General features: G+C 71.0%; 31 protein-coding genes. 24 read left to right on the plus strand and 7 right to left on the minus strand.

Going from position 1 to position 24,405, the window contains the following annotated elements; genetic code table 11:
- Nucleotides 1-97 precede the first annotated feature (97 nt).
- From rpsH to AB0C87_RS24400, 10 genes are all read left to right on the plus strand, one after another.
- A complete protein-coding gene (rpsH, locus tag AB0C87_RS24355) occupies nt 98-496 on the plus strand; it encodes a 30S ribosomal protein S8 (protein ID WP_089314938.1) in 399 nt (132 codons plus the stop codon).
- A gap of 16 nt (nt 497-512) precedes the next feature.
- The gene (rplF, locus tag AB0C87_RS24360; protein ID WP_345176387.1) at nt 513-1,049 is read left to right on the plus strand and encodes a 50S ribosomal protein L6; all 537 of its coding nucleotides are present in this window, start codon (nt 513-515) and stop codon (nt 1,047-1,049) included.
- A 2-nt stretch (nt 1,050-1,051) separates the two neighbouring features.
- The gene (gene rplR, locus AB0C87_RS24365) at nt 1,052-1,438 is read left to right on the plus strand and encodes a 50S ribosomal protein L18 (RefSeq protein WP_089314936.1); all 387 of its coding nucleotides are present in this window, start codon (nt 1,052-1,054) and stop codon (nt 1,436-1,438) included.
- Nucleotides 1,439-1,469: 31 nt separating this feature from the next.
- Nucleotides 1,470-2,093 (plus strand): 30S ribosomal protein S5, encoded by a 624-nt coding sequence (gene rpsE / locus AB0C87_RS24370; protein WP_149259522.1) that lies wholly within the window; start codon nt 1,470-1,472, stop codon nt 2,091-2,093.
- Nucleotides 2,090-2,272, plus strand: a complete 183-nt coding sequence (gene rpmD / locus AB0C87_RS24375; protein ID WP_021596720.1) for a 50S ribosomal protein L30 — start codon at nt 2,090-2,092, stop codon at nt 2,270-2,272. The genes rpsE and rpmD overlap by 4 nt, the downstream gene beginning before the upstream one ends.
- A gap of 1 nt (nt 2,273) precedes the next feature.
- Nucleotides 2,274-2,759, plus strand: a complete 486-nt coding sequence (gene rplO / locus AB0C87_RS24380; protein WP_345176393.1) for a 50S ribosomal protein L15 — start codon at nt 2,274-2,276, stop codon at nt 2,757-2,759.
- 227 nt (nt 2,760-2,986) lie between these two features.
- On the plus strand, nt 2,987-4,282 hold the full coding sequence (gene secY, locus AB0C87_RS24385; protein WP_345176825.1) for a preprotein translocase subunit SecY: 1,296 nt from the start codon (nt 2,987-2,989) through the stop codon (nt 4,280-4,282).
- Nucleotides 4,282-4,932 carry an adenylate kinase gene (locus AB0C87_RS24390; protein ID WP_149258925.1) on the plus strand — a complete coding sequence of 217 codons (651 nt, stop codon included), beginning with the start codon at nt 4,282-4,284 and terminating at the stop codon, nt 4,930-4,932. Before secY ends, AB0C87_RS24390 begins: the two co-directional genes overlap by 1 nt.
- Before the next feature lie 129 nt (nt 4,933-5,061).
- A complete protein-coding gene (map, locus tag AB0C87_RS24395; protein WP_345176397.1) occupies nt 5,062-5,889 on the plus strand; it encodes a type I methionyl aminopeptidase in 828 nt (275 codons plus the stop codon).
- A 27-nt stretch (nt 5,890-5,916) separates the two neighbouring features.
- Entirely contained in the window at nt 5,917-6,363 is a 447-nt protein-coding gene (locus AB0C87_RS24400) for a DUF1707 domain-containing protein (protein ID WP_345176400.1), read from the plus strand.
- 52 nt (nt 6,364-6,415) lie between these two features.
- Here AB0C87_RS24400 and AB0C87_RS24405 read toward each other — a convergent pair whose 3' ends face one another.
- Together AB0C87_RS24405 and AB0C87_RS24410 are read right to left on the minus strand one after the other, a co-directional pair.
- The gene (locus AB0C87_RS24405) at nt 6,416-7,231 is read right to left on the minus strand and encodes a phosphodiesterase (protein WP_345176404.1); all 816 of its coding nucleotides are present in this window, start codon (nt 7,229-7,231) and stop codon (nt 6,416-6,418) included.
- 171 nt (nt 7,232-7,402) lie between these two features.
- The gene (locus AB0C87_RS24410; protein ID WP_345176407.1) at nt 7,403-7,960 is read right to left on the minus strand and encodes a hypothetical protein; all 558 of its coding nucleotides are present in this window, start codon (nt 7,958-7,960) and stop codon (nt 7,403-7,405) included.
- Between the two features lie 260 nt (nt 7,961-8,220).
- Between AB0C87_RS24410 and infA the strand changes: the two genes are divergently transcribed.
- The 8 genes from infA (at nt 8,221) to truA (ending at nt 13,129) form a co-directional block, all read left to right on the plus strand.
- Nucleotides 8,221-8,442, plus strand: coding sequence for a translation initiation factor IF-1 (gene infA, locus AB0C87_RS24415; protein ID WP_034519601.1), 222 nt, complete (start codon nt 8,221-8,223; stop codon nt 8,440-8,442).
- Between the two features lie 66 nt (nt 8,443-8,508).
- A complete protein-coding gene (gene rpmJ / locus AB0C87_RS24420) occupies nt 8,509-8,622 on the plus strand; it encodes a 50S ribosomal protein L36 (RefSeq protein ID WP_021596712.1) in 114 nt (37 codons plus the stop codon).
- A 197-nt stretch (nt 8,623-8,819) separates the two neighbouring features.
- A complete protein-coding gene (gene rpsM / locus AB0C87_RS24425) occupies nt 8,820-9,200 on the plus strand; it encodes a 30S ribosomal protein S13 (protein WP_345176414.1) in 381 nt (126 codons plus the stop codon).
- A 48-nt stretch (nt 9,201-9,248) separates the two neighbouring features.
- Entirely contained in the window at nt 9,249-9,650 is a 402-nt protein-coding gene (gene rpsK, locus AB0C87_RS24430) for a 30S ribosomal protein S11 (protein ID WP_021596710.1), read from the plus strand.
- Between the two features lie 20 nt (nt 9,651-9,670).
- Nucleotides 9,671-10,297: a 30S ribosomal protein S4 gene (rpsD, locus tag AB0C87_RS24435; RefSeq protein WP_345176417.1), complete on the plus strand. Its 627-nt coding sequence runs from the start codon at nt 9,671-9,673 to the stop codon at nt 10,295-10,297.
- Nucleotides 10,298-10,401: 104 nt separating this feature from the next.
- On the plus strand, nt 10,402-11,415 hold the full coding sequence (locus tag AB0C87_RS24440; RefSeq protein WP_067454600.1) for a DNA-directed RNA polymerase subunit alpha: 1,014 nt from the start codon (nt 10,402-10,404) through the stop codon (nt 11,413-11,415).
- A 95-nt stretch (nt 11,416-11,510) separates the two neighbouring features.
- Nucleotides 11,511-12,023, plus strand: coding sequence for a 50S ribosomal protein L17 (gene rplQ, locus AB0C87_RS24445; protein ID WP_345176421.1), 513 nt, complete (start codon nt 11,511-11,513; stop codon nt 12,021-12,023).
- 209 nt (nt 12,024-12,232) lie between these two features.
- The gene (gene truA, locus AB0C87_RS24450) at nt 12,233-13,129 is read left to right on the plus strand and encodes a tRNA pseudouridine(38-40) synthase TruA (RefSeq protein ID WP_360579611.1); all 897 of its coding nucleotides are present in this window, start codon (nt 12,233-12,235) and stop codon (nt 13,127-13,129) included.
- A gap of 30 nt (nt 13,130-13,159) precedes the next feature.
- Here the strand turns inward: truA and AB0C87_RS24455 are convergent, their stop codons facing one another.
- The 3 genes from AB0C87_RS24455 to AB0C87_RS24465 all read right to left on the minus strand — a co-directional run bounded on the left by AB0C87_RS24455 (nt 13,160) and on the right by AB0C87_RS24465 (nt 16,753).
- Nucleotides 13,160-14,656, minus strand: a complete 1,497-nt coding sequence (locus tag AB0C87_RS24455) for a hypothetical protein (protein WP_360579613.1) — start codon at nt 14,654-14,656, stop codon at nt 13,160-13,162.
- Between the two features lie 24 nt (nt 14,657-14,680).
- Nucleotides 14,681-15,847 (minus strand): hypothetical protein, encoded by a 1,167-nt coding sequence (locus tag AB0C87_RS24460; RefSeq protein ID WP_345176427.1) that lies wholly within the window; start codon nt 15,845-15,847, stop codon nt 14,681-14,683.
- Nucleotides 15,848-15,967: 120 nt separating this feature from the next.
- Nucleotides 15,968-16,753: a CAP domain-containing protein gene (locus AB0C87_RS24465; protein WP_360579615.1), complete on the minus strand. Its 786-nt coding sequence runs from the start codon at nt 16,751-16,753 to the stop codon at nt 15,968-15,970.
- Between the two features lie 756 nt (nt 16,754-17,509).
- Between AB0C87_RS24465 and rplM the strand changes: the two genes are divergently transcribed.
- The 3 genes from rplM to glmM all read left to right on the plus strand — a co-directional run bounded on the left by rplM (nt 17,510) and on the right by glmM (nt 20,059).
- Entirely contained in the window at nt 17,510-17,962 is a 453-nt protein-coding gene (gene rplM / locus AB0C87_RS24470) for a 50S ribosomal protein L13 (protein ID WP_345176432.1), read from the plus strand.
- Between the two features lie 101 nt (nt 17,963-18,063).
- Nucleotides 18,064-18,573 carry a 30S ribosomal protein S9 gene (rpsI, locus tag AB0C87_RS24475; RefSeq protein ID WP_345176434.1) on the plus strand — a complete coding sequence of 170 codons (510 nt, stop codon included), beginning with the start codon at nt 18,064-18,066 and terminating at the stop codon, nt 18,571-18,573.
- A 142-nt stretch (nt 18,574-18,715) separates the two neighbouring features.
- Nucleotides 18,716-20,059 (plus strand): phosphoglucosamine mutase, encoded by a 1,344-nt coding sequence (glmM, locus tag AB0C87_RS24480; RefSeq protein ID WP_345176435.1) that lies wholly within the window; start codon nt 18,716-18,718, stop codon nt 20,057-20,059.
- Nucleotides 20,060-20,096: 37 nt separating this feature from the next.
- On the opposite strand, the gene AB0C87_RS24485 is transcribed toward glmM, so the two are convergent.
- On the minus strand, nt 20,097-20,420 hold the full coding sequence (locus tag AB0C87_RS24485; protein WP_345176437.1) for a hypothetical protein: 324 nt from the start codon (nt 20,418-20,420) through the stop codon (nt 20,097-20,099).
- A 226-nt stretch (nt 20,421-20,646) separates the two neighbouring features.
- Entirely contained in the window at nt 20,647-21,339 is a 693-nt protein-coding gene (locus tag AB0C87_RS24490) for an HNH endonuclease family protein (protein WP_360579617.1), read from the minus strand.
- Nucleotides 21,340-21,474: 135 nt separating this feature from the next.
- Here AB0C87_RS24490 and AB0C87_RS24495 point away from each other — a divergent pair, with 135 nt between their 5' ends.
- The 3 genes from AB0C87_RS24495 (at nt 21,475) to AB0C87_RS24505 (ending at nt 24,367) form a co-directional block, all read left to right on the plus strand.
- Entirely contained in the window at nt 21,475-22,431 is a 957-nt protein-coding gene (locus tag AB0C87_RS24495) for a DUF389 domain-containing protein (RefSeq protein WP_360579619.1), read from the plus strand.
- Between the two features lie 86 nt (nt 22,432-22,517).
- Nucleotides 22,518-23,492 carry an ABC transporter ATP-binding protein gene (locus AB0C87_RS24500; RefSeq protein WP_360579621.1) on the plus strand — a complete coding sequence of 325 codons (975 nt, stop codon included), beginning with the start codon at nt 22,518-22,520 and terminating at the stop codon, nt 23,490-23,492.
- On the plus strand, nt 23,489-24,367 hold the full coding sequence (locus AB0C87_RS24505; RefSeq protein ID WP_360579623.1) for an ABC transporter permease: 879 nt from the start codon (nt 23,489-23,491) through the stop codon (nt 24,365-24,367). Before AB0C87_RS24500 ends, AB0C87_RS24505 begins: the two co-directional genes overlap by 4 nt.
- The last annotated feature ends 38 nt before the right edge of the window (nt 24,368-24,405 follow it).

The following is a 24,405-nucleotide window of genomic DNA, read 5'->3' on the forward strand; positions in this document are numbered from 1 at the left end:
GACCAACCGGGCGCCTGAGAGGGTGTCCACGACCGCGCCAAAGGTCCACGGGCCGCATCAACCCGAGGAAACCGTGGCGAGGGAGGGCCAGTAGGCCATGACGATGACCGACCCGATCGCAGACATGCTGACGCGTCTGCGCAACGCGAATTCGGCGTACCACGACTCGGTGGCGATGCCGTACTCGAAGATCAAGGCGCACATCGCCGAGATCCTCCAGCAGGAGGGCTACATCTCGGGCTGGACCGTGGAGGACGCCGAGGTCGGCAAGAAGCTCCTGATCGAGCTGAAGTTCGGCCCGACCCGCGAGCGTTCGATCGCCGGCATCAAGCGCGTCTCGAAGCCGGGTCTGCGTGTGTACGCGAAGAAGGACAACCTGCCGAAGGTCCTGGGCGGGCTGGGCGTCGCGATCATCTCGACGTCCTCGGGCCTGATGACGGACCGTCAGGCCGGCAAGCGCGGAGTGGGCGGGGAAGTCCTCGCCTACGTCTGGTGAGGGGAGGGCACTTCTAATGTCTCGTATCGGACGTCTCCCCATCAGCGTGCCCAGCGGTGTCGAGGTCAAGCTCGAAGGCCGCGAGGTCACCGTCAAGGGCCCGAAGGGCACGCTCTCGCACACCGTCGCCGACCCCATCGAGGTCAGCCAGGAGGACGGCAAGCTCGTCGTCTCCCGGCCCAACGACGTCAACAAGGTGCGCGGCCTGCACGGGCTCACTCGGACGCTGATCAACAACATGGTCGTCGGGGTCACCGACGGTTACAAGAAGACCCTGGTCATCCAGGGCGTCGGCTACCGGGTGGTGGCCAAGGGCAAGAACGTGGAGTTCTCGCTCGGCTACAGCCACCCGATCCCGTTCGAGGCGCCGGAGGGCATCACCTTCACGGTGGAGAGGCCGACGCAGCTCGTCGTCGAGGGCATCGACAAGCAGCTCGTCGGTGAGATCGCCGCTCGCATCCGCAAGCTGCGCAAGCCCGACCCGTACAAGGGCAAGGGCGTGCGCTACGAGGGCGAGCAGATCCGCCGCAAGGTCGGAAAGGCTGGTAAGTAGTCATGGCAGGCACCAAGACCCTGGCCGGCAAGGCCACGAGCGGTCGCCAGCTTGCTCGCAAGCGTCGGCACCTGCGGGTCCGCAAGAAGGTCGTGGGCAGCGCCGCGCGGCCGCGCCTGGTCGTGACCCGCTCCAGCCGGCACGTGTTCGTCCAGGTCATCGACGACGACAAGGGCCACACGCTGGCCAGCGCGTCGACGATGGAGGCGGACCTGCGCGCCGACTCCGGCGACAAGACGGCCAAGTCCCGCAAGGTCGGCGAGCTCGTCGCCGAGCGGGCCAAGCAGGCCGGCGTCCACGCGGTCGTGTTCGACCGCGGCGGCAACAAGTACCACGGCCGTATCGCCGCTGTCGCGGACGGTGCGCGTGAGGGGGGCCTGGAGCTCTGATGGCCCTTTACAAGGTGAACGAGAGGAACCACTGATGGCAGCGCAGAGGCGTGGTGGCGGTCAGGGTGGCGACCGTCGCGACCGCCGCGACGACCGCCGCGGTGGCGCCGACAAGGGCCAGTCGTACATCGAGAAGGTCGTGGCGATCAACCGTGTCGCCAAGGTCGTCAAGGGCGGGCGTCGCTTCAGCTTCACCGCTCTGGTGATCGTCGGTGACGGCAACGGCACCGTCGGCGTCGGCTACGGCAAGGCCAAGGAGGTGCCCGCGGCGATCGCCAAGGGCGTCGAGGAGGCCAAGAAGCACTTCTTCAAGGTGCCGCGGATCCAGGGCACCATCCCGCACCTGGTGCAGGCGCGCGACGCGGCGGGCGAGGTCCTGCTCCGTCCGGCCAGCCCCGGTACCGGCGTCATCGCCGGCGGTCCGGTGCGCGCGGTCCTGGAGTGCGCCGGCATCCACGACGTGCTGAGCAAGTCGCTGGGCAGCGACAACGCGATCAACATCGTGCACGCCACGATCGCGGGTCTGAAGTCGCTGAAGCGTCCCGAGGAGATCGCGGCCAAGCGCGGCCTGCCGATCGAGGACGTCGCCCCGGCGGCCATGCTGCGCGCGCGCGCCGCGGGCAGCGAGCCGAGGGCGGAGGTCGCGTCGTCGTGAGCAACCTGAAGATCACGCAGACCAAGTCCGTGATCAGCGAGAAGCAGAACCAGCGTGACACGCTGCGCACCCTGGGCCTGAAGAAGATCGGGCAGAGCGTGGTCCGCGAGGACCGCCCCGAGGTGCTCGGCATGATCCGGACGGTGGCGCACCTGGTCACCGTCGAGGAGGTCGACTGACATGGCGGCTGATCTCGGTAAGGACTCCGCTGCGGAGACCGAGGGCGCCCCGCTGAAGGTGCACGACCTGCGTCCGGCCCCCGGCGCCAACAAGGCCAAGACCCGCAAGGGCCGTGGCGAGGCGTCCAAGGGCAAGACCGCCGGTCGCGGCACCAAGGGCACCAAGGCCCGCAGCACCGTCCCCGTCGGTTTCGAGGGCGGCCAGATGCCCCTGATCCGCCGGGTTCCGAAGCTCAAGGGCTTCAAGAACCCGAACCGGGTCGAGTTCCAGGTCGTGAACCTGGACAAGCTCGCCGCGCTCTACCCCGAGGGCGGCGAGGTCACGGCGGAGGACCTGGCGGCGAAGGGCGCGGTGCGCCGCGGCCGTCCGGTCAAGATCCTCGGCACGGGCGACATCTCCGTCGCGGTCCGGGTGAAGGCGCACGCCTTCTCCGGCGCCGCCAAGGAGAAGATCGCGGCCGCCGGCGGATCCGCCGACGAGCTGTAAGAAGGACACCTGATGCCGGGGCCGCGCCCGCATGAGGCCCGGGGCCGTGAGGCCGCCGGGTCCGGCGGGGCGGCCCCGGTGTCATCTGCTGTTAGAGTCACACGAGCGAAGGTACTCCGCGTGAGATTGCGCACTCTGCCGTCACACCGGGTATTCTCCGCCCGAACTCATGGACCTGAAACCGCCCCCTCGGCGGCCATGAACCCGCCAGTCGCGCAGGAGGAATGGTGCTGACCGCGTTCGCTCGGGCTTTCCGTACGCCTGACCTGCGTAAGAAAATCCTTTTCACGTTGTTCATGATCGTGGTGTTCAGGATCGGTTCGATCCTGCCGACGCCCAACGTGAACGTGAAGGTGCTGAAGGAGACCGCGGACGCGGCCAAGGGCAGCAGCCAGCTCTACGGCCTGGTCGACCTGTTCAGCGGCGGCGCGCTGCTGAAGCTGTCGGTCTTCGCGCTCGGCATCATGCCGTACATCACGGCCAGCATCATCCTGCAGCTGCTGACGGTGGTGATCCCGCGGCTGGAGGCCCTGAAGAAGGAGGGCCAGGCCGGCACGACGAAGATCACCCAGTACACGCGGTACCTGACGGTCGGGCTGGCGATCCTGCAGGCGACCGGCATCGTCGCGATGGCGAGCACCGGTCAGTTGTTCCAGGGCATCTCCGGCAGCGGCGACATCCTGTACGACAAGGGCATCTTCCCGATCATCACGATGGTGATCATCATGGTGGCGGGCACGACCGTCATCATGTGGCTGGGCGAGCTGGTCACCGACCGCGGCGTCGGCAACGGCATGTCGATCCTGATCTTCACCCAGGTGGTGGCGGTCTTCCCCGCCCAGTTCTGGAGCATCTACAAGACCAAGAACGGCTTCGTCTTCGCGGTCGTGATCCTGGTGGGTCTGGCGATCATGGCCGGGGTCGTGTTCGTCGAGCAGGCCCAGCGGCGCATCCCGGTCCAGTACGCCAAGCGGATGGTGGGACGCCGCATGTACGGCGGCACCTCGACCTACATCCCGCTGAAGGTCAACCAGGCCGGCATCATCCCGATCATCTTCGCGTCCTCGCTGCTCTACCTGCCGGTACTGGCCACCCAGTTGTGGCCCAACACCAAGTGGCTGCAAAAGGTCCAGCCCTATCTCCAGCAGGACAACGCCTGGCACATGGGGATCTTCTTCGTCTTCATCATCTTCTTCACGTACTTCTATGTGGCGATCACCTTCAACCCCACTGAAGTCGCCGACAACATGAAGAAGTATGGTGGATTCATCCCAGGTATCCGTCCTGGTCGGCCGACCGCCGAGTACCTCGACTTCGTGCTGACCCGGATCACCACACCCGGTGCGCTCTACCTGGGGCTCGTGTCCCTCATCCCGATGGTCGCCTTCGCACTCATGAAGGCGAGCTCGGACTTCCCGTTCGGCGGCACGAGCATCCTCATCGTCGTCGGCGTCGGACTGGATACCGTGAAGCAGATCGAGAGTCAGCTCCAGCAGCGCAACTACGAGGGCTTCCTCCGGTAGTGCGTATCGTCCTGGTGGGCCCCCCGGGTGCGGGCAAGGGGACGCAGGCCCAGTTCATCGCATCTCATCTGTCGGTCCCGAAGATCTCGACAGGTGACATCTTCCGCGCGAACGTCAGCGGCGGGACGCCGCTCGGCCGACAGGCCAAGCAGTACATGGACCGCGGCGACCTCGTCCCCGACGAGGTCACGATCGCGATGGTCCGCGACCGGCTCGGCGAGGACGACGCCCGCGACGGCTTCCTGCTGGACGGGTTCCCGCGCAACGTCCCGCAGGCCGAGACGCTGAAGAAGATCCTCGCCGAGTGGGACACCCGCCTCGACATCGTGCTGGAGCTCGTCGTCGACGAGGACGAGGTCGTCCGGCGGCTGTCGGGCCGGCGCACCTGCGACAAGTGCGGCCGGATCTGGCACGTCGACTTCGACGACAAGCAGGACGACATCTGCGACGACTGCGGCGGTCACCTGTTCCAGCGGGACGACGACAAGGAAGAGGTCGTCATGCACCGCCTGGAGGTGTACCGGCACGACACGGCGCCGCTGGTGCAGTTCTACGCCGACGAGAACATCCTCGTCGGCATCGACGCCACCGGACCGGTCGAAGAGGTCACCAAGCGCGCCCTCACCGCGCTGCGCCCGTTGGAGAAGTGACGGGCCCGCTGGAGAGGTCGACGGGTTCACTGGAGAAGTGACGGCCCCCCGAGGGGGTCGTGGGCGCGGACGCGGGTGATCCCGCGTCCGCGCGGCCGTTTCGGCGCGAGGACCGGTGCAAGGGGAGAGATGTTCAAACGGCGCAGGCTCATGATCCAGATGAAGACCGCGGAGCAGGTCGAGCTGATGCGCGCGGCGGGTCTGCTCGTCGGCCGGACGCTGGAGCTGCTGCGCGCGGCCGCCGAGCCCGGCCTGAGCACGCTGGACCTGGACGCGCTCGCCGAGGAGCACATCCGCGACAACGGCGGCGTCCCGTCGTTCAAGGGCTACCACGGCTTCACGGGGACGATCTGCGCGTCGGTCAACGAGGAGATCGTGCACGGCATCCCGCGGGCGGACAAGATCCTGCGCGAGGGCGACGTGCTGTCCATCGACTGCGGCGCGATCGTGGAGGGCTGGCACGGCGACGCGGCGATCACGGTCCCGGTGGGGGAGATCACCGACGAGGAGCGGCGGCTGCTGGAGGTCGCGGAGGAGTCCCTGTGGCGCGGTCTCGCGGCCGGGCGCGCCGGCGCCCGCCTCACGGACATCTCCCATGCGATCGAGTCCCACATCCGCTCTCAGGGGCGCTACGGCATCGTCGAGGGTTACGGCGGGCACGGCATCGGGACCGAGATGCACATGGACCCGCTGATCCCCAACCACGGCGCGCCCGGGCACGGGCCCGTCCTGGAGCCGGGCATGTGCTTCGCGGTGGAGCCGATGGTGAACCTCGGCACGAAGGAGACCGTCGAGCTCGACGACGGCTGGACGGTCGTGACGACCGACGGGCGCTCCTCGGCGCACTTCGAGCACACGTTCGCGGTCACGGCGGACGGCCCCCGCGTCCTGACGGCGCTCGACGAAGGCCGGGACCGGTTCGCGAAGCTCGGATCCGCGCCGCAGAATGGAGAGTGAAGGCAGGTCCTGAGGAGCGGAGGAGCGATGGCGCCGAACCCTGAGATCCGGGCGTCGGACGCCGACCGCGACCGGGTGGCCGCGAGTCTGCGCGAGCACTGCGCGGAGGGCCGGATCACGATGGACGAGCTGCAGGAGCGGCTGGACGCGGTCTACGGCGCCAAGACGCTCGGGCAGCTCCAGGAGGTCACGTCCGACCTGCCCGAGGAGGACCTGTACCAGCTCCCGGTCCCCGCGACGCAGAGCAAGGGCACCGCGTCGCCGGCGCGGCGGCCGTCGGGCGACCTCGGACCGCAGCGGATGGCGGCGATGTGGGGTGCCTGGGCGACGGTCAGCGCGATCAACCTGACGGTGTGGCTGATCATCCTGGTGACGTCGGGCGCGGTCTACCCGTGGTGGATCTGGGTGGCGGCCCCGTGGGGCGCCGTCCTGCTGATGCGCACGGTCTTCGGCGGGCGCCAGGGCGACCGCTGACGCGCCCGTCCGGCAGGGGCCGGGCCGGCGCGCCCGGTGCCGCCCGGCGGGGTCACTCCACGTCCATCAGGGGCCGGTAGTTCCCGGTCGGGGCGAAGTGGGTGGTGGCGGTGCCGTCCTCGCCGACGAGGTGCAGGGCGAACCCGGCGGGCTCCCCGGTGACGGCGGCGCGGCCCCGCTGGGTGAGGTCGAGGAACAGCTGCCGGTAGGTGCTCGGGCAGGTGGTGCAGACCCGTCCCGCCAGCGATCCGACCGTCGCCCGGTGCGCGTGCCCGGAGATCACCCGGACGACCTGCGGGTGCCGGGAGATCACGGCCGCGAACCCGGCGGGGTCGACGAACCGCAGGTCGTCGATGAACCGCATCCCGATCGGGTACGGCGGGTGGTGGGTGGCGATGACGGTCGGGACGCCGGGCGCGGCGCTCAGCGTCTCCTCCAGCCAGGCGAGCCTCTCCTCGCTCATGTGCCCGTGGGGGTGGCCGTCGACGGTCGTGTCGCAGCAGACCAGGCGCACGCCGGCCACGTCGACGGCGTACTGGACGGGCGCCCCGGGCCCGGTGCCCGTCGCCGCGACCGCCGGATGGTCGGCGAACGTCCGGCGCATCTCGTCGCGGTCGTCGTGGTTGCCGCACATCGGGTAGACGGCCATCGGCAGCGGCGACAGCAGCGCGTGCAGCCGGGCGTACTCGGAGGGCAGGCCGCGGTCGGCGAGGTCCCCGGTGAGCACGACGGCGTCGGGCCGCGCGGGCAGCGACAGCAGGCTCGACACGGCGGCCCGCAGCGCGCGGACCGGCCCCGAGTCGTCGTCCATCCCGCCGTTGCGTCCGGCCGCCAGATGGATGTCGCTCAGCTGCGCGATGATCGCCATCGATCCCCTCCCCGTCGCCCCCAGCACATCACGGAACCCCGCGTTCCGGGCAGCCCCGGGCGCGGGCGCCGAGACGATCTTCGCGTCCGCGCGCCGGGACTGTCGACTCGGCCCCCGCCGGGAGCGCGGTCGCCGGGGCGGCGTCCTCCGCCTCGCCCGGGCGACGCGCGCTCAGGCGACGTGGGGGATGACGAGGGACAGGGCCGAGGTGACGTCCTCTGGAGCAGGGGCGACGTCGGGGACGACGTCGCGCAGCGCGAGCCAGCCGTTGATGGCCTGGACGGTCGGCTTGGCCTCGATGAGCTGGGGATCGTCGAGCCCGTACCAGGCGGCGACCTTGGACCACCGCCACAGCCGGTGACCGGCGGTGGACATCTCCGAGGACGGGAAGCCGGTGGCGCCGCGCGCCCCGGTGATCGCGTGCCGGACCGAGTCGAGGGACCGGCCCACCCGCTCGGCGATGTCGCGGATGGTCAGCAGCGGGTCGGCCTCCACCTGCAGGACGTGCAGGCCGGGCGCGCTCTCCTCGACGTGCCCGACCACCTCCATGATCGCCGCGGCGAGGGTGGCGCCGGGCCAGGTGCACGAGGCGTTTCCGCGCCGGTCGGCGTGCTGCGGCTCGCTGACGATCGACACGGTGACGGCGCCGTGGGTGCGGTCGAACAGCGGGTCGAGCTCGTCCTCGTAGAGGGGACGGCTGAGGATCAGCGCGAAGTCATAGCTCGGCATGCTGACCCTCCTCGAACGTCGCTCTCCTGGAAAGGTACAACGCGCAGGCGAGGTATGCTTGACTCGGGAGGAGTCTCCGGACACGTATCATGCGTCGATTTCGCATTGGACGGCCGGTTGACGTAGACTCCCTTGTCGGTCCGTCGACGGCCGCTCGATTCCCCTTCCTGGCGCATCCGCGCCGCGGTGCGGGTCGCGGCTGATTCTCCCCTGGAGAGCCGGACCGCGTCCAATGAGCCGATCAGCGAAGCGCGGAGGACATGCCCAAGAAAGAAGGGGCCATCGAGATCGAGGGCACCGTCATCGAGTCGCTGCCGAACGCCATGTTCAAGGTGGAGCTCGACAACGGGCACAAGGTGCTCGCCCACATCAGCGGCAAGATGCGGATGCACTACATCCGGATCCTGCCGGACGACCGCGTCGTTGTGGAGCTGAGCCCCTACGACCTCACGCGCGGTCGGATCGTCTACCGCTACAAGTAAATCCCACTGGGGTTGCCTTCCCCGTGCGTGGCGGCGCGGGGGTGACCCTTATCTCTAGGAGACCCAGTGAAGGTCAAGCCGAGCGTCAAGAAGATCTGCAACAAGTGCCGCGTCATCCGCCGGCACGGCCGGGTCATGGTCATCTGCTCCGACCCGCGCCACAAGCAGCGTCAGGGCTGACGCTCACAACCCAGCAAGCGCACCGCAGCCTTCACACGGCCGTACGCGCCGGGTCCGGGAACTCCCGGATCCGGCCGTACGGCAGTGTCGTGTGGAGGGGCACCCCCGGAACTCCGGAGGCCGGGGCCGCCACCCGGGCAGGGTGTATGCGGAGGCGGTGCGTCCATACCTCCGGACGAATGAAGGGAACTGCCCACATGGCACGCCTCCTCGGCGTCGACCTCCCGCGCGACAAGCGCCTCGAGGTCGCTCTCACCTACATCTTCGGCATCGGCCGGACGCGGGCGCTGGAGACCCTTGCGGGTACCAGCATCAGCGGCGACCTGCGCGTGCACCAGCTCGGCGACGACGAGCTGGTCAAGCTCCGTGACTGGATCGAGGCGAACTACAAGATCGAGGGTGATCTTCGCCGCGAGGTCCAGGCGGACATCCGCCGCAAGATCGAGATCGGGTGCTACCAGGGCATCCGGCACCGCCGCGGGCTTCCGGTGCACGGTCAGCGCACGCAGACCAACGCCCGCACCCGCAAGGGCAAGAAGAAGACCGTGGCCGGCAAGAAGAAGGCCGGCAAGAAGTAGTCCGGAGTCGGTCCTCCGGATCGATGACCTCAAGAGTAGAGAGAGCACATGCCTCCTAAGAGCCGTGTCGGCGCCAAGAAGGTGCGCCGCAAGGAAAAGAAGAACGTCGCTCACGGGCACGCCCACATCAAGAGCACGTTCAACAACACGATCGTTTCGATCACCGACCCCAACGGCAACGTGATCTCCTGGGCCTCCTCGGGCCACGTCGGGTTCAAGGGCTCGCGCAAGTCCACCCCGTTCGCCGCGCAGCAGGCCGCCGAGGCCGCCGCCCGGCGCGCGATGGAGCACGGCATGCGCAAGGTCGACGTCTTCGTGAAGGGCCCGGGCTCGGGCCGCGAGACCGCCATCCGGTCGCTGCAGGCCACCGGCCTCGAGGTGGGCTCGATCCAGGACGTCACGCCCGTTCCGCACAACGGCTGCCGCCCGCCGAAGCGTCGCCGGGTCTGAGGCAGGGGAGATCTAGAACAATGGCTCGTTACACCGGTGCGGACTGCAAGCTCTGCCGCCGCGAGAAGATGAAGCTGTTCCTCAAGGGCAGCAAGTGCGAGGGCCCGAAGTGCCCGATCGAGATCCGTCCCTACCCGCCGGGTGAGCACGGTCGCGGTCGGCCCAAGGAGACCGAGTACCTGCTGCAGCTTCGCGAGAAGCAGAAGGCGCGGCGCATCTACGGCGTGCTGGAGCGGCAGTTCCACAACTACTACGTCGAGGCGACCCGCCAGCAGGGCAAGACGGGTGACAACCTGCTCATGCTGCTGGAGCGCCGGCTCGACAACGTCGTCTACCGGGCCGGCTTCGCCAAGTCCCGCGACATGGCCCGCCAGCTCATCCGGCACGGCCACATCCGGGTCAACGGCAAGAAGGTCAACATCCCGTCGGCCCTGGTCGGCGAGGCCGACATCGTCGACGTCAAGCCCAAGTCGCTGGAGATGACGCCGTTCCAGGTCGCCAAGGCCGAGGTCGGCGAGCGTCCGGTTCCGGCGTGGCTCGGGGTCGACGGCGAGAAGATGCGGATCCTCGTGCACTCGCTGCCCGTCCGGCAGCAGATCGACGCTCCCGTCCAGGAGCAGCTGATCGTCGAGCTCTACTCCAAGTAAGGGCTCAACGCCCGCCGGGGTCCCCCGTTGGGGCCCCGGCGGATCGGGGAAGAATCCAGAACGCGGTAGTCAAATAGCGGGCACCGCGGAAAGAAGGCACCACCATGCTCATCGCTCAGCGTCCCACTCTCACCGAAGAGCAGGTCGACGAGTACCGGTCGCGGTTCACCATCGAGCCGCTGGAGCCGGGCTTCGGCTACACGATCGGCAACTCGCTGCGCCGCACGCTGCTCTCCTCCATTCCCGGTGCGGCCGTCACCAGCATCCGGATCGAGGGCGTCCTGCACGAGTTCTCGACCGTGCCCGGGGTGAAGGAGGACGTCACCGACATCATCCTGAACCTCAAGGAGCTCGTCGTCTCCTCCGAGCACGACGAGCCCGTCGTCATGTACCTGCGCAAGCAGGGCCCGGGCGAGGTGACCGCGGCCGACATCGCGCCGCCGGCGGGCGTGGAGGTCCACAACCCGGACCTGCACATCGCCACGCTGAACAACAAGGCCAAGCTGGAGATGGAGCTGACGGTCGAGCGCGGCCGCGGCTACGTCTCGGCCGCGCAGAACAAGCAGCCGGGCCAGGAGATCGGCCGGATCCCGATCGACTCCATCTACTCGCCCGTGCTCAAGGTCACCTACAAGGTCGAGGCCACCCGAGTCGAGCAGCGCACCGACTTCGACCGCCTCATCCTGGACGTGGAGACCAAGCAGGCGATGCTGCCGCGCGACGCGGTCGCCTCCGCCGGCAAGACCCTCGTCGAGCTGTTCGGGCTGGCCCGGGAGCTCAACGTCGAGGCCGAGGGCATCGACATGGGCCCGTCCCCGACGGACGCCGCGCTCGCCGCGGACCTGGCCCTGCCGATCGAGGAGCTGAACCTCACGGTCCGCTCCTACAACTGCCTGAAGCGCGAGGGCATCCACTCCGTGGGCGAGCTCGTCGCCCGCAGCGAGCAGGACCTGCTCGACATCCGCAACTTCGGCGCCAAGTCGATCGAAGAGGTCAAGCAGAAGCTCAACGACATGGGCCTGTCGCTGAAGGACTCCCCGCCCGGGTTCGACCCGAGCGCGGCGGCCGACAACTACGGCGACGACGACCAGGGCTACGCCGAGACCGAGCAGTACTAGGAACCCGAGTCCGGCGGCCGGGGGCCCGCGGTCCCCGGCCGGCCGGAACCAGCTGACACCGGTACCTGACACGGCCGGTGCAGGAAGGAAACGACATGCCCCAGCCCACCAAGGGCGCCCGCCTCGGCGGCAGCGCGGCGCACCAGCGCCTGATCCTGGCCAACCTGGCCACGTCGCTGTTCGAGCACGGCCGCATCACCACCACCGAGGCCAAGGCCCGGCGGGTGCGTCCGCTGGCGGAGAAGCTGATCACCAAGGCGAAGAAGGGCGACCTGCACAACCGTCGCCTGGTCGCCAAGACGATCCGCGACAAGGGCGTCCTGCACGAGCTCTTCACCGAGATCGCGCCGCGCTTCGAGAACCGTCCCGGCGGCTACACCCGCATCACCAAGATCGGGCCGCGCAAGGGCGACAACGCCCCGATGGCCGTGATCGAGCTGGTGCAGGAGCAGCTGGCGGCGTCCGGCGGCACGGCCGCTCCGGCCGCCCCGGCGCCGAAGGCGGAGGAGCCCGAGGCCAAGACGGAGGCCGACGACACGGCCGCCGTGGACGCCAAGGACGAGGCCGCCGGCGACGCGGAAGCCAAGGACGAGGGCGAGAAGGAGTAATCCGCCGCTTGAACTGGGCGAGCGTTTGCTCGAAGTTCGTGAGGGCCCGCCGTTTCCATCGGGACGGCGGGCCCGAACTTTGCCAGACTTGATCGCATGGTCATGGCAGGAGGGCGACGGTTCACCGGGGAGCGTGTCAGGGGAGTGCCCGACGAACGCGGGGTGCCCGGAGGGATGGACGGACGTTGCAGAAGGACGACTCGGCTGACATGACCGCACTGGTACGACTCCGGCTCGACATCTCCTACGACGGGTCGGACTTCGCGGGCTGGGCGAGGCAGCCGAACCAGCGGACCGTCCAGGGCGTCATCGAGGACGCGCTGGCCCGGATGCTGCGGCTGGACCCGCCCCCCATGCTCACCGTCGCCGGCCGCACCGACGCCGGGGTCCACGCCCGAGGCCAGGTCGCCCACCTCGTCGTCCCCGTCGCCGCCTACTCGGCGATCAACGGGACGATGCCGCGCCGCCTCGCCGGGCTGCTGCCCCCGGACGTGCGGGTGTGGCGCGTGTCGATCGCCCCGGAGGGGTTCGACGCGCGGTTCTCCGCGCTGTCGCGGCGCTACGTGTACCGGGTGTGCGACAACCCGTTCGGGGTGGAGCCGCTGCGCCGCCACGACGTGCTGTGGCATCCCCGTCCCCTGAACCTCGGCCGGATGAACGAGGCCGCCCGCAGGCTGGTCGGCGAGAACGACTTCGCCGCGTACTGCCGCAGGCGGGAGGGCGCGACGACGATCCGGGAGCTGCTGCGCTACGAGTGGGCGCGCGACGACCGCGACCCGCATCTCGCGCTCGCCACCGTGGAGGCCGACGCGTTCTGCCACTCGATGGTCCGCGCGCTGGTCGGCGCGCTGCTGATGGTGGGGGACGGGCGGCGCGAGGTCGAGTGGCCCGCGCAGGTGCTCGCGGCGCGCGTCCGCGACTCGGGCGTGAACGTGGCGCCCGCGCACGGCCTGTCGCTGGAGGAGATCCGCTACCCCGAGGACGAGAGCCTGGCCAGGCGGGCCCAGGAGACCCGCCGCGTCCGGACGCTGAACGCCACGGCCGCCGCGGCGTCCGCCGACCAGCCGGCGCCGCCCGGCGGCGCCGCGCACCGGCAGGGCTGCTGACCCCCCGGCCCCGGGGCCGGGCCTACGGGCTCAGCCGCGGGACCGCGCCACGATCGGGCGCAGGTCGTAGTCGAGGAACAGCTGCGCCGCCTTCTTGATCGTCGGGTCGCCGGGCTTGGCCTTCTTCCCGTTCGCCCACTGGACGTAGGCGTAGGCGACGTACCGGCCGCGCACGGTCGCGGCCGCGTACCCGCCGGCCTGGTCGATGTCGGGGGACCGCTTGCCCGCCATGCCGCGGAACCACTCGTAGCGGGCGGGGTCGCCCGCCTTGCTCACGGCGATCGCGGCCGCCTTCGTCGGCATCACCGCGATGCCGGAGGTGACGGCGAGCTTGGTCTGCGGGTCGATGTAGGTGGCGCGGACGATCTTGCGGCACTGGTCCTTGCGGAGGGCCGCGAGCATGGAGCCGCGGGCCGCGTAGGTGACGTCCCGGTTGAGCGACCAGCGGTCCCGCAGGTACGTCCGGTCGCCGAACCGGATGGTCTCGGTCGGGAAGACGTCGCGGAACGTCAGGTCGGCGGTGTCGGTCTTCTCGTTGTTGATGTCCACGGGGGCGGCGGCCGTGGCGGACGGTGTGACCGCGGGCGTGGTCTGCGCCGCCGCGGGGGCCTCGGGGGTCTCGCCCTTCTTGCCGCGGTCGCCGTCCGAGCCCGTGCCGCCGATGAGGAACAGGGCCCCGACCGCGGCGAGGATGACCGCGGCGACGCCGCCGATCAGCACCGAGCGTCCCTTGGCGCCACCCCGGCCGGTGACGGGCATGCCCTGCGGGGGGCGTCCGGGCGGCGGGGCGTCGGCGGGGGCGGCGCCCTCGGCGTGGAAGAGCGGCGTGCCCCCCTGGTCGGAGCCGGCCGGGCCCACCGCGGCCGGATCGGTGTGCGGGAACGGGCCGCTTCCGGTGGGCGGGACGACGCCGGGCGGGAGGATGGCGTCCGGGACGAGCACGGGCGCGAGCGAGGCGGCGTCCTCCGCCTCCTTGGCCTTCTCGAACGCCGCAAGCGACGCGGGGATGTCCGTCGCGGTGTCGGTCACGGCGGGGTGGTCCACGGTGGCCTCGGTCTCTGGTGTGACGGCCCCCGCGGCCTCGCCTCGCGGCGTCGCGTCCCGGAACCCGCCCTCGACGGGCGGGATGGGCGGAAAGCCTTCGGGGTCGGTCTCGTCGGGGGAGATCGGGGGCTTGACGATCGGATCGGCGGGGACGGCGCCGCGGGAGTCGACGCGCGGGACGCCCCTCCCGGCGACGAGCGTCCCGGGCGGCGCCGAGGCGACGTGGGGAGCGGCGGGGACCTCGGAGAGGCGGGGCGTCTCGGAGGCGGAGGCGCCGGCCTCGTCCTGGACCTCCTCGGTGAGGGCGTCCTCGACGACGGGCGCCGACAGCATCTCCGGCGCGGCGGCCTGCTCGGCCGACGGGGCCGCGTCCGCGGACTCCGCGGCCCACCAGGGGGCCTCCAGCCCGAAGGCGGGGAGCTTGAGGGGAGCGGCCTCGCCGGCCTGCTCGCCGGGCTCCCGTGCGTCTCTAGGTCCAGACATAAGCAGTGAGGGTAGTCATGGGGGTCACTTCTGGAGGGGCTTGCCTTCGGTCTCCCGGTAGTGCAGCGCCATTGCCAGGTTGCTGCCCTTCACCAGCTGGGTGCCGAAGACCTGGACCGCGGCATGGTACTTGCTGGAGATCTTCTTGCCGTCCGGCCGCTGCACCCAGGTCATGATGACGTAGTGGCCGCGCGCCTGCGAGGTGCCGAGCGCCTCGCCCTTGCCGATGTTCTTGCTGACGCCCGTGCCGGGCAGCGACACCAGGAACGCGTCCTTGGCGGCGGCGGCCTTGACGGCCTTCTTGGCGGCGGCCTCGGTCTGCAGGTTGAACACGCCGACCGTGCCGACGAGGGAGCCGTTGCTGAGCGCGTAGGTGGCCCGGAGCACCTGGGTGCAGCGCCCCTTCTTGAGCGCCGCGGCCAGGGTCGTGCCGCCGACGGCGCCGGCGCAGGTCTTCTTCCCGGCGGCGGCCGTCCGCACGTACTTGTGGCTGCCCGCCTTGAACGTCGCCTTGCCGAAGATCTCCTTGAGGGTCAGCGGCACGGGGTCGGTGGTGCGGCTCTGCAGCTTCACCGGGGTCAGGACGGGCTGCGTGGGGGTCGGCGTGGCCTGCGGCTGCTGGGACGCGGCCTGCGTCGGCTTCGGCTTCGGCTTGGAGTCGCCCTTGAGCATCGACGACAGCCCGACGCCGCCGCCGATGAGGAGGATCCCGGCGACCGCGGCGCCGCCGATGATCAGCGGCAGGTTGCGGCGGCGCTCGGGGCGCTCGGGCGCGCCGGACGGTCCGGGCGGCATGCCCTCGTAGGAGCCGAAGCCGCCCTCGCCGGGGCCGTTCTCGCCGAAGCCGCCGCCGGCGGCGGACTCGTCGCCCCACGCGGGCGGCTGGTCGGACCACGCCGCGGTCCGCTCGCCGGGCGCCTCGCCGCCGGGCGCACCACCGGGCGCGCCGCCACCGTAGGAGGGACCGCCGAACGCGTCATTGCCGAACTTCTCCTGGCCGAACGTGTCGTCGCCGAAGCCGCCCCCGCCGAACGCCGGCGGCGCGCCGGGGCCCTCGTCGCGCGGGGCGAAAGGGGATTCGTCGTTGTCGTGGCCGTACGGCGGCGCTTCGGCTCCGGGTCCGTACGGCGCGTGCGGCGACTGCCGGGGAGGCCAGTCGCCGGGTTTGCCTTGATCGCCCGGATAACCCATGGGTTGGACCTTACCGTTCCTCGTTCAGGGCTCTGGACCTTCGCGACACCCACCATGACATGGGGGCGAACCGGACGCCGGTGATTTGCCGAAGGTCGCGTCCCCGCCGGGCGGGGGCGGTCACTTCCAGCCGAAGTCCTGCGTCCACAGCCGCCCGCCGGACCCCGAGGCCATCCCGACGCCGATGGCGCGCAGCCCGCAGTTCAGGATGTTGGCCCGGTGGCCGGGGCTGTCCATCCAGCCCTTCACGACGGCCGACGCGGTCGGGTAGCCCTTGGCGATGTTCTCCGCCCCGGGGCTGCTGTATCCGGCGTCCTCCATCCGCTTCCACGGGCTGTCGCCGTTGCGGGACGTGTGGTCGAAGTAGTCGTTGGCCGCCATGTCCGCCGAGTGCTTGCGGGCCGCGGTGACGAGCCGCGCGTCGGTGCGCAGCGCGGGGCAGCCGTGCTTGGCGCGTTCGGCGTTGGTGAGGGACACCACGCTCGCCTCGGGGCCGGACGAGCCGCCGGAGCCGGAGCCGCCGGTACCGCCTCCCGGAGTCCTGCTCGCGCCCGGCGCCGACGGAGCGTCCGACCCGGGGGACTTCTTGGACTTCGAGGGCTTGGCGGACGCGCTCTTCGGCGGGTGGATCACCTTCAGCGGCGGCGTCTGCTCCTCGGCGGTCGGCGCGGGCGAGGCGCCGGTCCGGCCGCCGCCCGTCCCCGTCCTGGAGCCGGAACCCGTCCCGGTTCCAGAGCCCTTGCCGGTCGCGGCGAGCGGGTCGCTCTGCGGACCGGCCGGGACCTCCACGGTCGGGCTGTGCCGTGATCCGGAGGCGGACGTCCGCTCCGACCGGAACTGGGGCAGGACGAGCCGGTCGATCACGACGCCGGTGCCGATGGCGAGGGCGGACGCGGTGGCGGCCACGACGATCCCCTTCGCGCCCTTCTTCTTGGGGCGCTTCCCGCGCGGCGGGCGGCCGTTCCAGAACGCGTCGCCGTCGCTAGGCGACCGGTCGGCGGGCGGGGGCTCCCGGCGGGCGCGTCGCGGGCCGCTCGCGACGAGTTCGTCGCGGTAGGGAGGGACACCGGGCCGCGGGGGAACGTCGCGCGGCGCGGAGGCGTCGCGCCCGGAGGGGCCGGGGCGCCCGGCGTGGCCGGGCCGGCGACCTCCGGCGGGATCGGCTGGTCTGCGGGGAGTGGTCAGCGGGGGCTCCCGGGTGCGGGCCGGCGTGAGCCGGCGTGGACCGGTCGCCCGGCACCATATCCCGACATAGACCCTGTGTTATAGAAATGAATCCAGAAAGAGCCGATCCGCCACGAAGTGTGATCGTCGCGGTGCTGAACGTCCACTTCCTGGCATTCGGGTCATGCGGCATACTGGACCCGCGGCTGGAAGCGCCACGGCGGCTCGTTTTGACCCGTGTGCGCATGGCCGAGTATCCTGCGTGTTTGTTGTGTGCGTCGGCGCCTGCTCGCTGCAGGCGGGAGGCGCGACGACCTGTCGGTGCGTCCCCATCATGTGCCCCCGTGGCCGCGTGCGGGCCCCGGCATCCCGGAGCGCCGGGTCGGATGATCCTCTGATCGGCGCGAGCAGGATTCCGCTGCCAGGAGGCACCCGTCCGCGAGGACGGGTGGAGGATCGAAACCGCTGAGAGTCGACGAGAAACGAAGGCTTACGACCGTGCGCACGTACACCCCTAAGCCCGCTGACGTCCAGCGTCAGTGGTACGTCATCGACGCGACCGATGTCGTGCTGGGCCGTCTCGCCAGTCAGGTCGCACAGCTGCTCCGGGGTAAGCACAAGCCGATCTACGCCCCGCACCTCGACACCGGTGACTTCGTCGTCATCGTGAACGCCGACAAGGTGGCGCTGTCGGGCAACAAGCTGGAGCAGAAGCGCGCCTACCGGCACTCCGGCTACCCGGGCGGTCTGCGCTCGGTGAGCTACGGCGACCTGCTGGCCAAGCACCCCGAGCGGGCCGTCGAGAAGGCGATCAAGGGCATGCTGCCCAAGAACTCCCTCGGCCGGAAGATGTTCGGCAAGGTGAAGGTCTACGCCGGGCCGGACCACCCGCACCAGGCGCAGAAGCCGGTCCCGTTCGAGATCACCCAGGTCAGCCAGATCAAGAAGTGACGCCCGCGCACGAGCCGATCGTGCGCGACCCGGAAGCAGAGGCCGCCGGGGCACCCGCCTGACGGGCCAGCCGCCCTGGCTAGAACACCCCAAGGAGAACCGTGGACGACACCACCGGCGCCGAGCAGGCCGCCGAGATCGACTCGTACGAGGAAGCGCCCTCCGAGTACAGCACCGAGACCCCCGAGGCCGCCGGCGAGAGCTACCTCGGCCAGCCGGTCGCCACCGGCCCCGCGGCCGGCACCGGCCGCCGCAAGCAGGCCATCGCGCGGGTCCGCATCGTCCCCGGCAGCGGCCAGTGGAAGATCAACGGCCGCACCCTGGACCAGTACTTCCCGAACAAGGTGCACCAGCAGATCGTGAACGAGCCGTTCGTGCTGCTGGGCCTGGAGGGCCAGTTCGACGTGCTCGCGCGCGTGAACGGCGGCGGCACCACCGGCCAGGCCGGCGCGCTGCGCCTCGGCATCTCCCGCGCGCTGCAGTTCGCGAACATCGAGCACCGCCCGGCGCTGAAGAAGGCCGGCTTCCTCACCCGCGACGCGCGGGTGCCCGAGCGCAAGAAGGCCGGTCTCAAGAAGGCCCGCAAGGCTCCGCAGTACAGCAAGCGTTGATCGACGGCACGAGCCGTCGCACCCCGTGGCTTCTCCGCAGCCGGCCCGTACGGCCGGCGCACCCGGGTGCGGCGGCTCGTCCGCTTTTCCGGGTGTCCTCTCCCTGTTTTCCGGAACCTTCTCTCTGATCGGGAGTTGAACTGTGGCTCGTCTGTTCGGGACCGACGGCGTGCGCGGACTCGCCAACCGAGACCTGACCGCCCCGCTCGCCATGGACCTGTCCGTCGCGGCGGCGCGGGTGCTGGGGGAGCAGGGCGCGTTCAAGGGGCACCGCCCGGTCGCGGTGGTCGGCCGCGACCCCCGCGCCTCGGGCGAGTTCCTGGAGGCCGCCGTCGTGGCGGGCCTCGCGAGCGCCGGGGTGGACGTGCTGCGCCTCGGCGTCCTGCCGACGCCCGCGGTGGCGCACCTGACCCACGCCCTGGACGCCGACCTCGGCGTGATGCTGTCGGCCTCGCACAACCCGGCCCCCGACAACGGGATCAAGTTCTTCGACCGCAGCGGCTACAAGCTCCCCGACGAGCTGGAGGACCGCGTCGAGGCGCGGCTCGGCGAGGCGTGGAAGCCGCCGACCGGAGCGGGCGTCGGCCGCGTCCGGGAGGCGCACGGCGCGGTCGAGCAGTACGTCGCGCACCTGCTGACCACGGTCCCGGTGTCGCTGGACGGCCTGCGCGTCGTGATCGACTGCGCCAACGGCGCGTCCAGCGACGTCGCCCCGGAGGCGCTGCGCCGCGCGGGGGCCGAGGTCATCACGATCGGCACGGCCCCCGACGGGCTGAACATCAACTCCGGCTGCGGCTCCACGCACCTGGAGGCGCTGCAGCGCGCCGTCCGCGAGCACGGCGCGGACGCCGGCATCGCCAACGACGGCGACGCCGACCGGTGCCTGGCGGTGACCGCGGGCGGCGAGGTCGTCGACGGCGACCAGATCATGGCGATCCTGGCCCTGGACCTGCGGGAGGCCGGAGCCCTCGCCGCCGACACGGTGGTCGCGACCGTGATGTCGAACCTCGGCTTCAAGCTGGCCATGCGCGAGGCGGGCATCACCGTCGTGGAGACGGCGGTCGGCGACCGGTACGTCCTGGAGGCGATGAAGGAGGGCGGCTTCGGCTTCGGCGGCGAGCAGTCCGGCCACGTCATCATGCTGGACCACGCGACGACCGGGGACGGCGTCCTCACCGGCCTGCACCTGCTCGCCGCGATGGTGCGCCGCGGTCGCCCGCTGGACGAGCTGGCCAAGGTGATGACGCGGCTGCCGCAGGTTCTCATCAACGTCAAGGACGTCGACAAGGACCGTGCCAAGACCTCTCCCGAGCTGGCCGTCGCCGTCTCCGCCGCCGAGGCCGACCTCGGCGACACCGGCCGCGTCCTGATCCGCCCGAGCGGCACCGAGCCGATGGTGCGCGTGATGGTGGAGGCGGCCTCCGAGACGCAGGCCCAGTCGGTGGCCGAGCACCTCGCCGGCGTGGTCCGCGCGACCCTCGGCTAGCCGGACGCGCACGGCCGGACGGGCACGGCCCGCCCGGCTAGCGCTCGTCGATCTCCAGCCGGCCGACCTTCAGGTGCCTGATCTCGACGGTCCCGGCCTGGAGATGGTCGACGACCGCCCGCTTCACGACGAGCCTGCCGATCGCGACCGCGCCGACCGCGACGGCGCCGAGGGCCATGGCCCCGAGCGCCAGGGAGCCGAGCCCGTTCCCGGCCCGCAGCGTGAGGCCGGTCGCGGACGCGCCGGTCACCTCCGCACCGGTCGCCCGCGCCCCCACGCCCCGCTCCGTCCGCACCCGCGGCCGCTCCTGCCCGGCGCTCTCCACGTCCTTCTCGGCGTCCTCGCCGCGCGCTTCGCTCATGGCCCGAGCCTACGGCCCACCGGCAGCACCGCCGTCCGACGGCACTACCGGCCCAGGGCACCGTCGGTCAGTGCCACCGCCCTTCGGCGGCGCCGCCGTCCGACGGCACTACCGGCCCAGGGCACCGCCGGTCAGTGCCACCGCCCTTCGGCGGCACTGCCGTCCGATGGCACTGCCGGTCAACGGCAGCGCCGGTCGGTGGTGTGGCCCGCCGGTTGTGCGGTGGTCAGCAGCGGGCGAGGAAGTCCTGGAGCGCGTCGTGGTCGGAGCGCGTCACCGGCAGGGAGTACTTCTTCGCGACCGCGACGTACTTGATCGCGTAGACGCACTGGAACCCCTTCTGGGGCTTCCACTCGCCGGGGCCGGAGTCGCTCTTGTCCCGGTTGGGCACGCCCCAGACGGCGAGCAGGTTGTCGTGGTCGTTGGCGAACTGCTCGCGCCTGTCCTCGTTCCAGCGGGACGCGCCCATCCGCCAGGCGAGGGCGAGCGGGTAGACGTGGTCGATCTGGACCTCGGCGGCGTCCTTCTTCTCGAAGGCGATCTGCTTGCCGCTGTAGGGGTCGTCCAGCTTCCCGGCGAGCACGATGCAGCGGCCCTTCTTCTCGACCTTCGTCAGGTCGCGGGCGAGGACGTCGTTGCGCTGGTCGCAGCCGTTGTGGTCGGTGTCCTTCCAGCGTGTGCCGAACCGGTCGCGCCGGTAGCCGCCGCGATCACCCTCGGACGCGATCCGGAGCCCGGACAGGTTCTTGCGGGCCTTGGCCTCGTCGCCGGAGGCGGGCTTGGTCGAGCCGGACGAGGGCGATCCCGACTCCGAGAGGCCCACATCGCCCTCGCAGCCCGCCGTCGCCAGCGGGACGGCGAGCGCGAGGCCCGCCGCGGCCGTCCGCGCGGCCTTCAACAGCACCGGCGCCTGTTTCATGACTTCACCGTCCTGGGGGAGTTTCTGGGCGTTTTTGCCAACTTGAAGGCAAATAATCGATCAAACATTCTGGCCTGGGCTTCCTCCGGCCGGGCTCGTGACCCACCACCGCGACGCTTACGGCACGATTGGCCCGTGTTGCATCTGAGAGCGATCGTTCCGGCCGACCGCACGGAAGCGGTCTGCAAGGAGCTGGCGGGCTGCGCCGGCGCCACCAACGTCGTCGTGATCGAGGGCGCCGCCCGGGCCCCGCGCGGCGACCTCGTCACCGCCGACATCGCCCGCGAGTCGGCCAACGAGGTGCTGGACGCGCTGCGCGCCCTCGACGTCGACCGGGACGGGTCGATCGCCCTCGACAAGGTCGACCTGACGCTGTCGGACCGCGCCGAGGTGGCCAAGGACCTGGCTCCGGGGCACGGCGACGACGCCGTCGTCTGGGAGGAGCTGGACCGGCAGGTCAGCGAGGGAACCGCGCTGACCTGGTCGTTCGTGGCGTTCCTCGTGCTCGCCACGCAGCTCGCCGCGATCGCGGCGCTGATCGACTCGCCGGTGCTGGTGGTCGGCGCCATGGTCCTCGGACCGGAGTTCGCGGCCATCGCGGCGATCTGCTACGGGCTCGTCCGGCTCCAGCCCGGACGCATCGTGCACGCGATCCGGGCGCTGGTCATCGGCTTCGCCGTGGCGATCGCCGTCACCTACGTGTGCGCGCTGGCCGCCCGGTGGACCGGGGTGATCGAGCTGGACCGCCTGCCGGACGAACGCCCGCTCACCGCGTTCATCTACAGCCCGGACCGCTGGTCGTTCATCGTCGCGCTGCTCGCCGGCGCCGCGGGCGTGCTGTCGCTCACCGCGGGCAAGTCGTCGGCGCTGGTCGGGGTCTTCATCTCGGTCACCACCGTGCCGGCGGCGGGCAACCTCGCGGTCGCGATGGCGCTCAAGCACGGCAGCGAGATCAACGGGTCGCTGCTCCAGCTGGGCGTGAACGTCGCCGGAATGATCATCGCGGGGACGCTGACCCTGCTCCTGCAGCGGGCCGTGTGGGCCGTCGTGCTGCGGCACCGCGGCCGAAGGAACGCGATGAGGGGGACTTAGGTCGCCTCCGGCATCGGACCAAAGGCTGCCCCTGATCGCCCTTGAGGGTGACGTGCCATGCGGGGCCAGCCGCTAGGTTCGACGGTATGCCCATCATCGCCACCCAGGGCCTGACGATGAGGTTCCCCCGGGTGACCGCCTTGGACGACCTCTCCGTGGCCGTCGAGCCCGGAGTCGTCGGCCTGGTCGGCGCCAACGGCGCCGGCAAGTCGACGCTCATCAAGATCCTCCTCGGGCTGCTGCCGCCCACCTCCGGGACCGCGACCGTGCTCGGCCTCGACATCGCGCGCGAGGGCCTGCGGATCCGGGAGAGCGTCGGGTTCATGCCCGAATACGACTGCCTGCCGCCGGACGTGTCCGCGACCGAGTTCGTCGTGCACATGGCCCGGATGTGCGGGCTGCCGCCGACCGCGGCCCGCGAGCGCGCCGCCGACACGCTGCGGCACGTCGGCCTGTACGAGGAGCGCTACCGTCCCATCGGCGGCTACTCGACGGGGATGCGCCAGCGGGTGAAGCTCGCGCAGGCCCTCGTCCACGACCCGAAGCTCGTCTTCCTGGACGAGCCCACCAACGGCCTCGACCCGGCCGGACGCGACGAGATGCTCGACCTGATCCGCCGGATCGGCACCGAGTTCGGGATCAGCGTCCTGGTCACCTCGCACCTGCTGGGCGAGCTGGAGCGGGTCTGCGAGCACGTCGTCATCGTCGACGGCGGGAGGCTGCTGCGCTCCCAGGCCGTCGAGGCGTACACGGCCGAGAGCGGCGTGCTCACCGTCGAGGTGGACGAGGGGCGCGACACGCTCGGGCAGCACCTCTACGACCAGGGCGTGGCCGTCCGTCCGGAGGGCCGGTTCCTCGTCGTGGACATCGCCGGCGAGCAGACCTACGACCTGGTCCGCGACGGCGTCGCCGAGCTCGGGCTCCGGCTGATCCGGATGGAGCAGCGCCGCCACCACATCGAAGAGGTCTTCCAGACGCCGCCCGCCCCGCAGGCCCCGGCCGCGGGGGTCGAGCCCGGCGGCGCGCAGCCCGGAGACGTGCAGCAGGGAGCGCCGCGATGAGCACCAGCACGATCCACGACATCGGCTACCGGCACTACGAGGGGCGCCGCAACGGCCGCGCGTACGTGCTGCGGTCGCTGTACGTGCACAACCTGCGCGCCGCCTACGGCCTCGGCCGTCCCTCGCGGGCGAAGGTGATGCCGTTCCTGCTGGGGGCGATCATGCTGCTGCCGGCCGCCGGGTCGGTCGCGGCGTTCGCGTTCACCAAGCAGGAGGACGCGCTGTTCCGCTACTCCTCCTACGCCAACATCATGCAGGTCATCGTGGCGATCTTCCTGGCCACGCAGGCGCCGGTGCTGGCCTCGCGGGAGGTGCGCTTCCACGTCATCCCGCTGTACTTCTCGCGCCCCGTCGGCCATCTCGACTTCGTGCTGGCGAAGGCCGCCGCGATGGCGACCGCGCTGTTCGCGCTGATGGCGGTGCCGGTCACCGTCCTGTACGTGGGCGGCCTGATCTCCAAGATGCCGGACTCCGGCGAGCAGCTGCTGAAGTACCTCGGCGCGCTCGTCGGCTGCGTGCTGTTCGCGCTCGTCCTGGCCGCCATCGGGATGGTGGTCGCGGCGTTCACCCCGCGGCGCGGTTTCGGGGTCGCGGCGGTCATCGCCGTCTACATGATCAGCGCGGCGTTCGTCGGGGCCGTCCAGGGAATCGCCGAGGCGCAGACGAACTTCACGCTCCAGGGCTGGGCGGGGCTGTTCACGCCGTTCAACCTGGTCGACATCGTCCAGGTGCGGCTGCTGGGCGCCCAGTCGTCGTCCGCCGGGGTCCCGTCCGGAGTCGCCGGCGGGGTGGTCGCCCTCGCGGTGTGCGTCCTGATCGTCGTCGGCTCGATCGCGGTGCTCTACCGCAGGTTCCGGAAGGCGGGCCTCTCTTGATGAGCGAAGCGAACCGGGGGGTGTGGGGGGTCGCCCCC

The organism is Actinomadura sp. NPDC048021, from assembly GCF_040653135.1.
Taxonomy (GTDB): Bacteria; Actinomycetota; Actinomycetes; order Streptosporangiales; family Streptosporangiaceae; genus Spirillospora; species Spirillospora verrucosospora.

Excerpts from the sequence above, each read along its gene's own strand:
- rpsH (WP_089314938.1), top strand. The coding sequence starts at position 98 with ATGACGATGACCGACCCGATCGCAGACATGCTGACGCGTCTGCGCAAC.
- rplF (WP_345176387.1), top strand. The coding sequence starts at position 513 with ATGTCTCGTATCGGACGTCTCCCCATCAGCGTGCCCAGCGGTGTCGAG.
- rplR (WP_089314936.1), top strand. The coding sequence starts at position 1,052 with ATGGCAGGCACCAAGACCCTGGCCGGCAAGGCCACGAGCGGTCGCCAG.
- rplO (WP_345176393.1), top strand. The coding sequence starts at position 2,274 with ATGGCGGCTGATCTCGGTAAGGACTCCGCTGCGGAGACCGAGGGCGCC.
- map (WP_345176397.1), top strand. The coding sequence starts at position 5,062 with ATGTTCAAACGGCGCAGGCTCATGATCCAGATGAAGACCGCGGAGCAG.
- AB0C87_RS24400 (WP_345176400.1), top strand. The coding sequence starts at position 5,917 with ATGGCGCCGAACCCTGAGATCCGGGCGTCGGACGCCGACCGCGACCGG.
- AB0C87_RS24405 (WP_345176404.1), bottom strand. The coding sequence starts at position 7,231 with ATGGCGATCATCGCGCAGCTGAGCGACATCCATCTGGCGGCCGGACGC.
- AB0C87_RS24410 (WP_345176407.1), bottom strand. The coding sequence starts at position 7,960 with ATGCCGAGCTATGACTTCGCGCTGATCCTCAGCCGTCCCCTCTACGAG.
- infA (WP_034519601.1), top strand. The coding sequence starts at position 8,221 with ATGCCCAAGAAAGAAGGGGCCATCGAGATCGAGGGCACCGTCATCGAG.
- rpsM (WP_345176414.1), top strand. The coding sequence starts at position 8,820 with ATGGCACGCCTCCTCGGCGTCGACCTCCCGCGCGACAAGCGCCTCGAG.
- rpsK (WP_021596710.1), top strand. The coding sequence starts at position 9,249 with ATGCCTCCTAAGAGCCGTGTCGGCGCCAAGAAGGTGCGCCGCAAGGAA.
- rpsD (WP_345176417.1), top strand. The coding sequence starts at position 9,671 with ATGGCTCGTTACACCGGTGCGGACTGCAAGCTCTGCCGCCGCGAGAAG.
- AB0C87_RS24440 (WP_067454600.1), top strand. The coding sequence starts at position 10,402 with ATGCTCATCGCTCAGCGTCCCACTCTCACCGAAGAGCAGGTCGACGAG.
- rplQ (WP_345176421.1), top strand. The coding sequence starts at position 11,511 with ATGCCCCAGCCCACCAAGGGCGCCCGCCTCGGCGGCAGCGCGGCGCAC.
- truA (WP_360579611.1), top strand. The coding sequence starts at position 12,233 with ATGACCGCACTGGTACGACTCCGGCTCGACATCTCCTACGACGGGTCG.
- AB0C87_RS24455 (WP_360579613.1), bottom strand. The coding sequence starts at position 14,656 with ATGTCTGGACCTAGAGACGCACGGGAGCCCGGCGAGCAGGCCGGCGAG.
- AB0C87_RS24460 (WP_345176427.1), bottom strand. The coding sequence starts at position 15,847 with ATGGGTTATCCGGGCGATCAAGGCAAACCCGGCGACTGGCCTCCCCGG.
- AB0C87_RS24485 (WP_345176437.1), bottom strand. The coding sequence starts at position 20,420 with ATGAGCGAAGCGCGCGGCGAGGACGCCGAGAAGGACGTGGAGAGCGCC.
- AB0C87_RS24490 (WP_360579617.1), bottom strand. The coding sequence starts at position 21,339 with ATGAAACAGGCGCCGGTGCTGTTGAAGGCCGCGCGGACGGCCGCGGCG.
- AB0C87_RS24500 (WP_360579621.1), top strand. The coding sequence starts at position 22,518 with ATGCCCATCATCGCCACCCAGGGCCTGACGATGAGGTTCCCCCGGGTG.
- AB0C87_RS24505 (WP_360579623.1), top strand. The coding sequence starts at position 23,489 with ATGAGCACCAGCACGATCCACGACATCGGCTACCGGCACTACGAGGGG.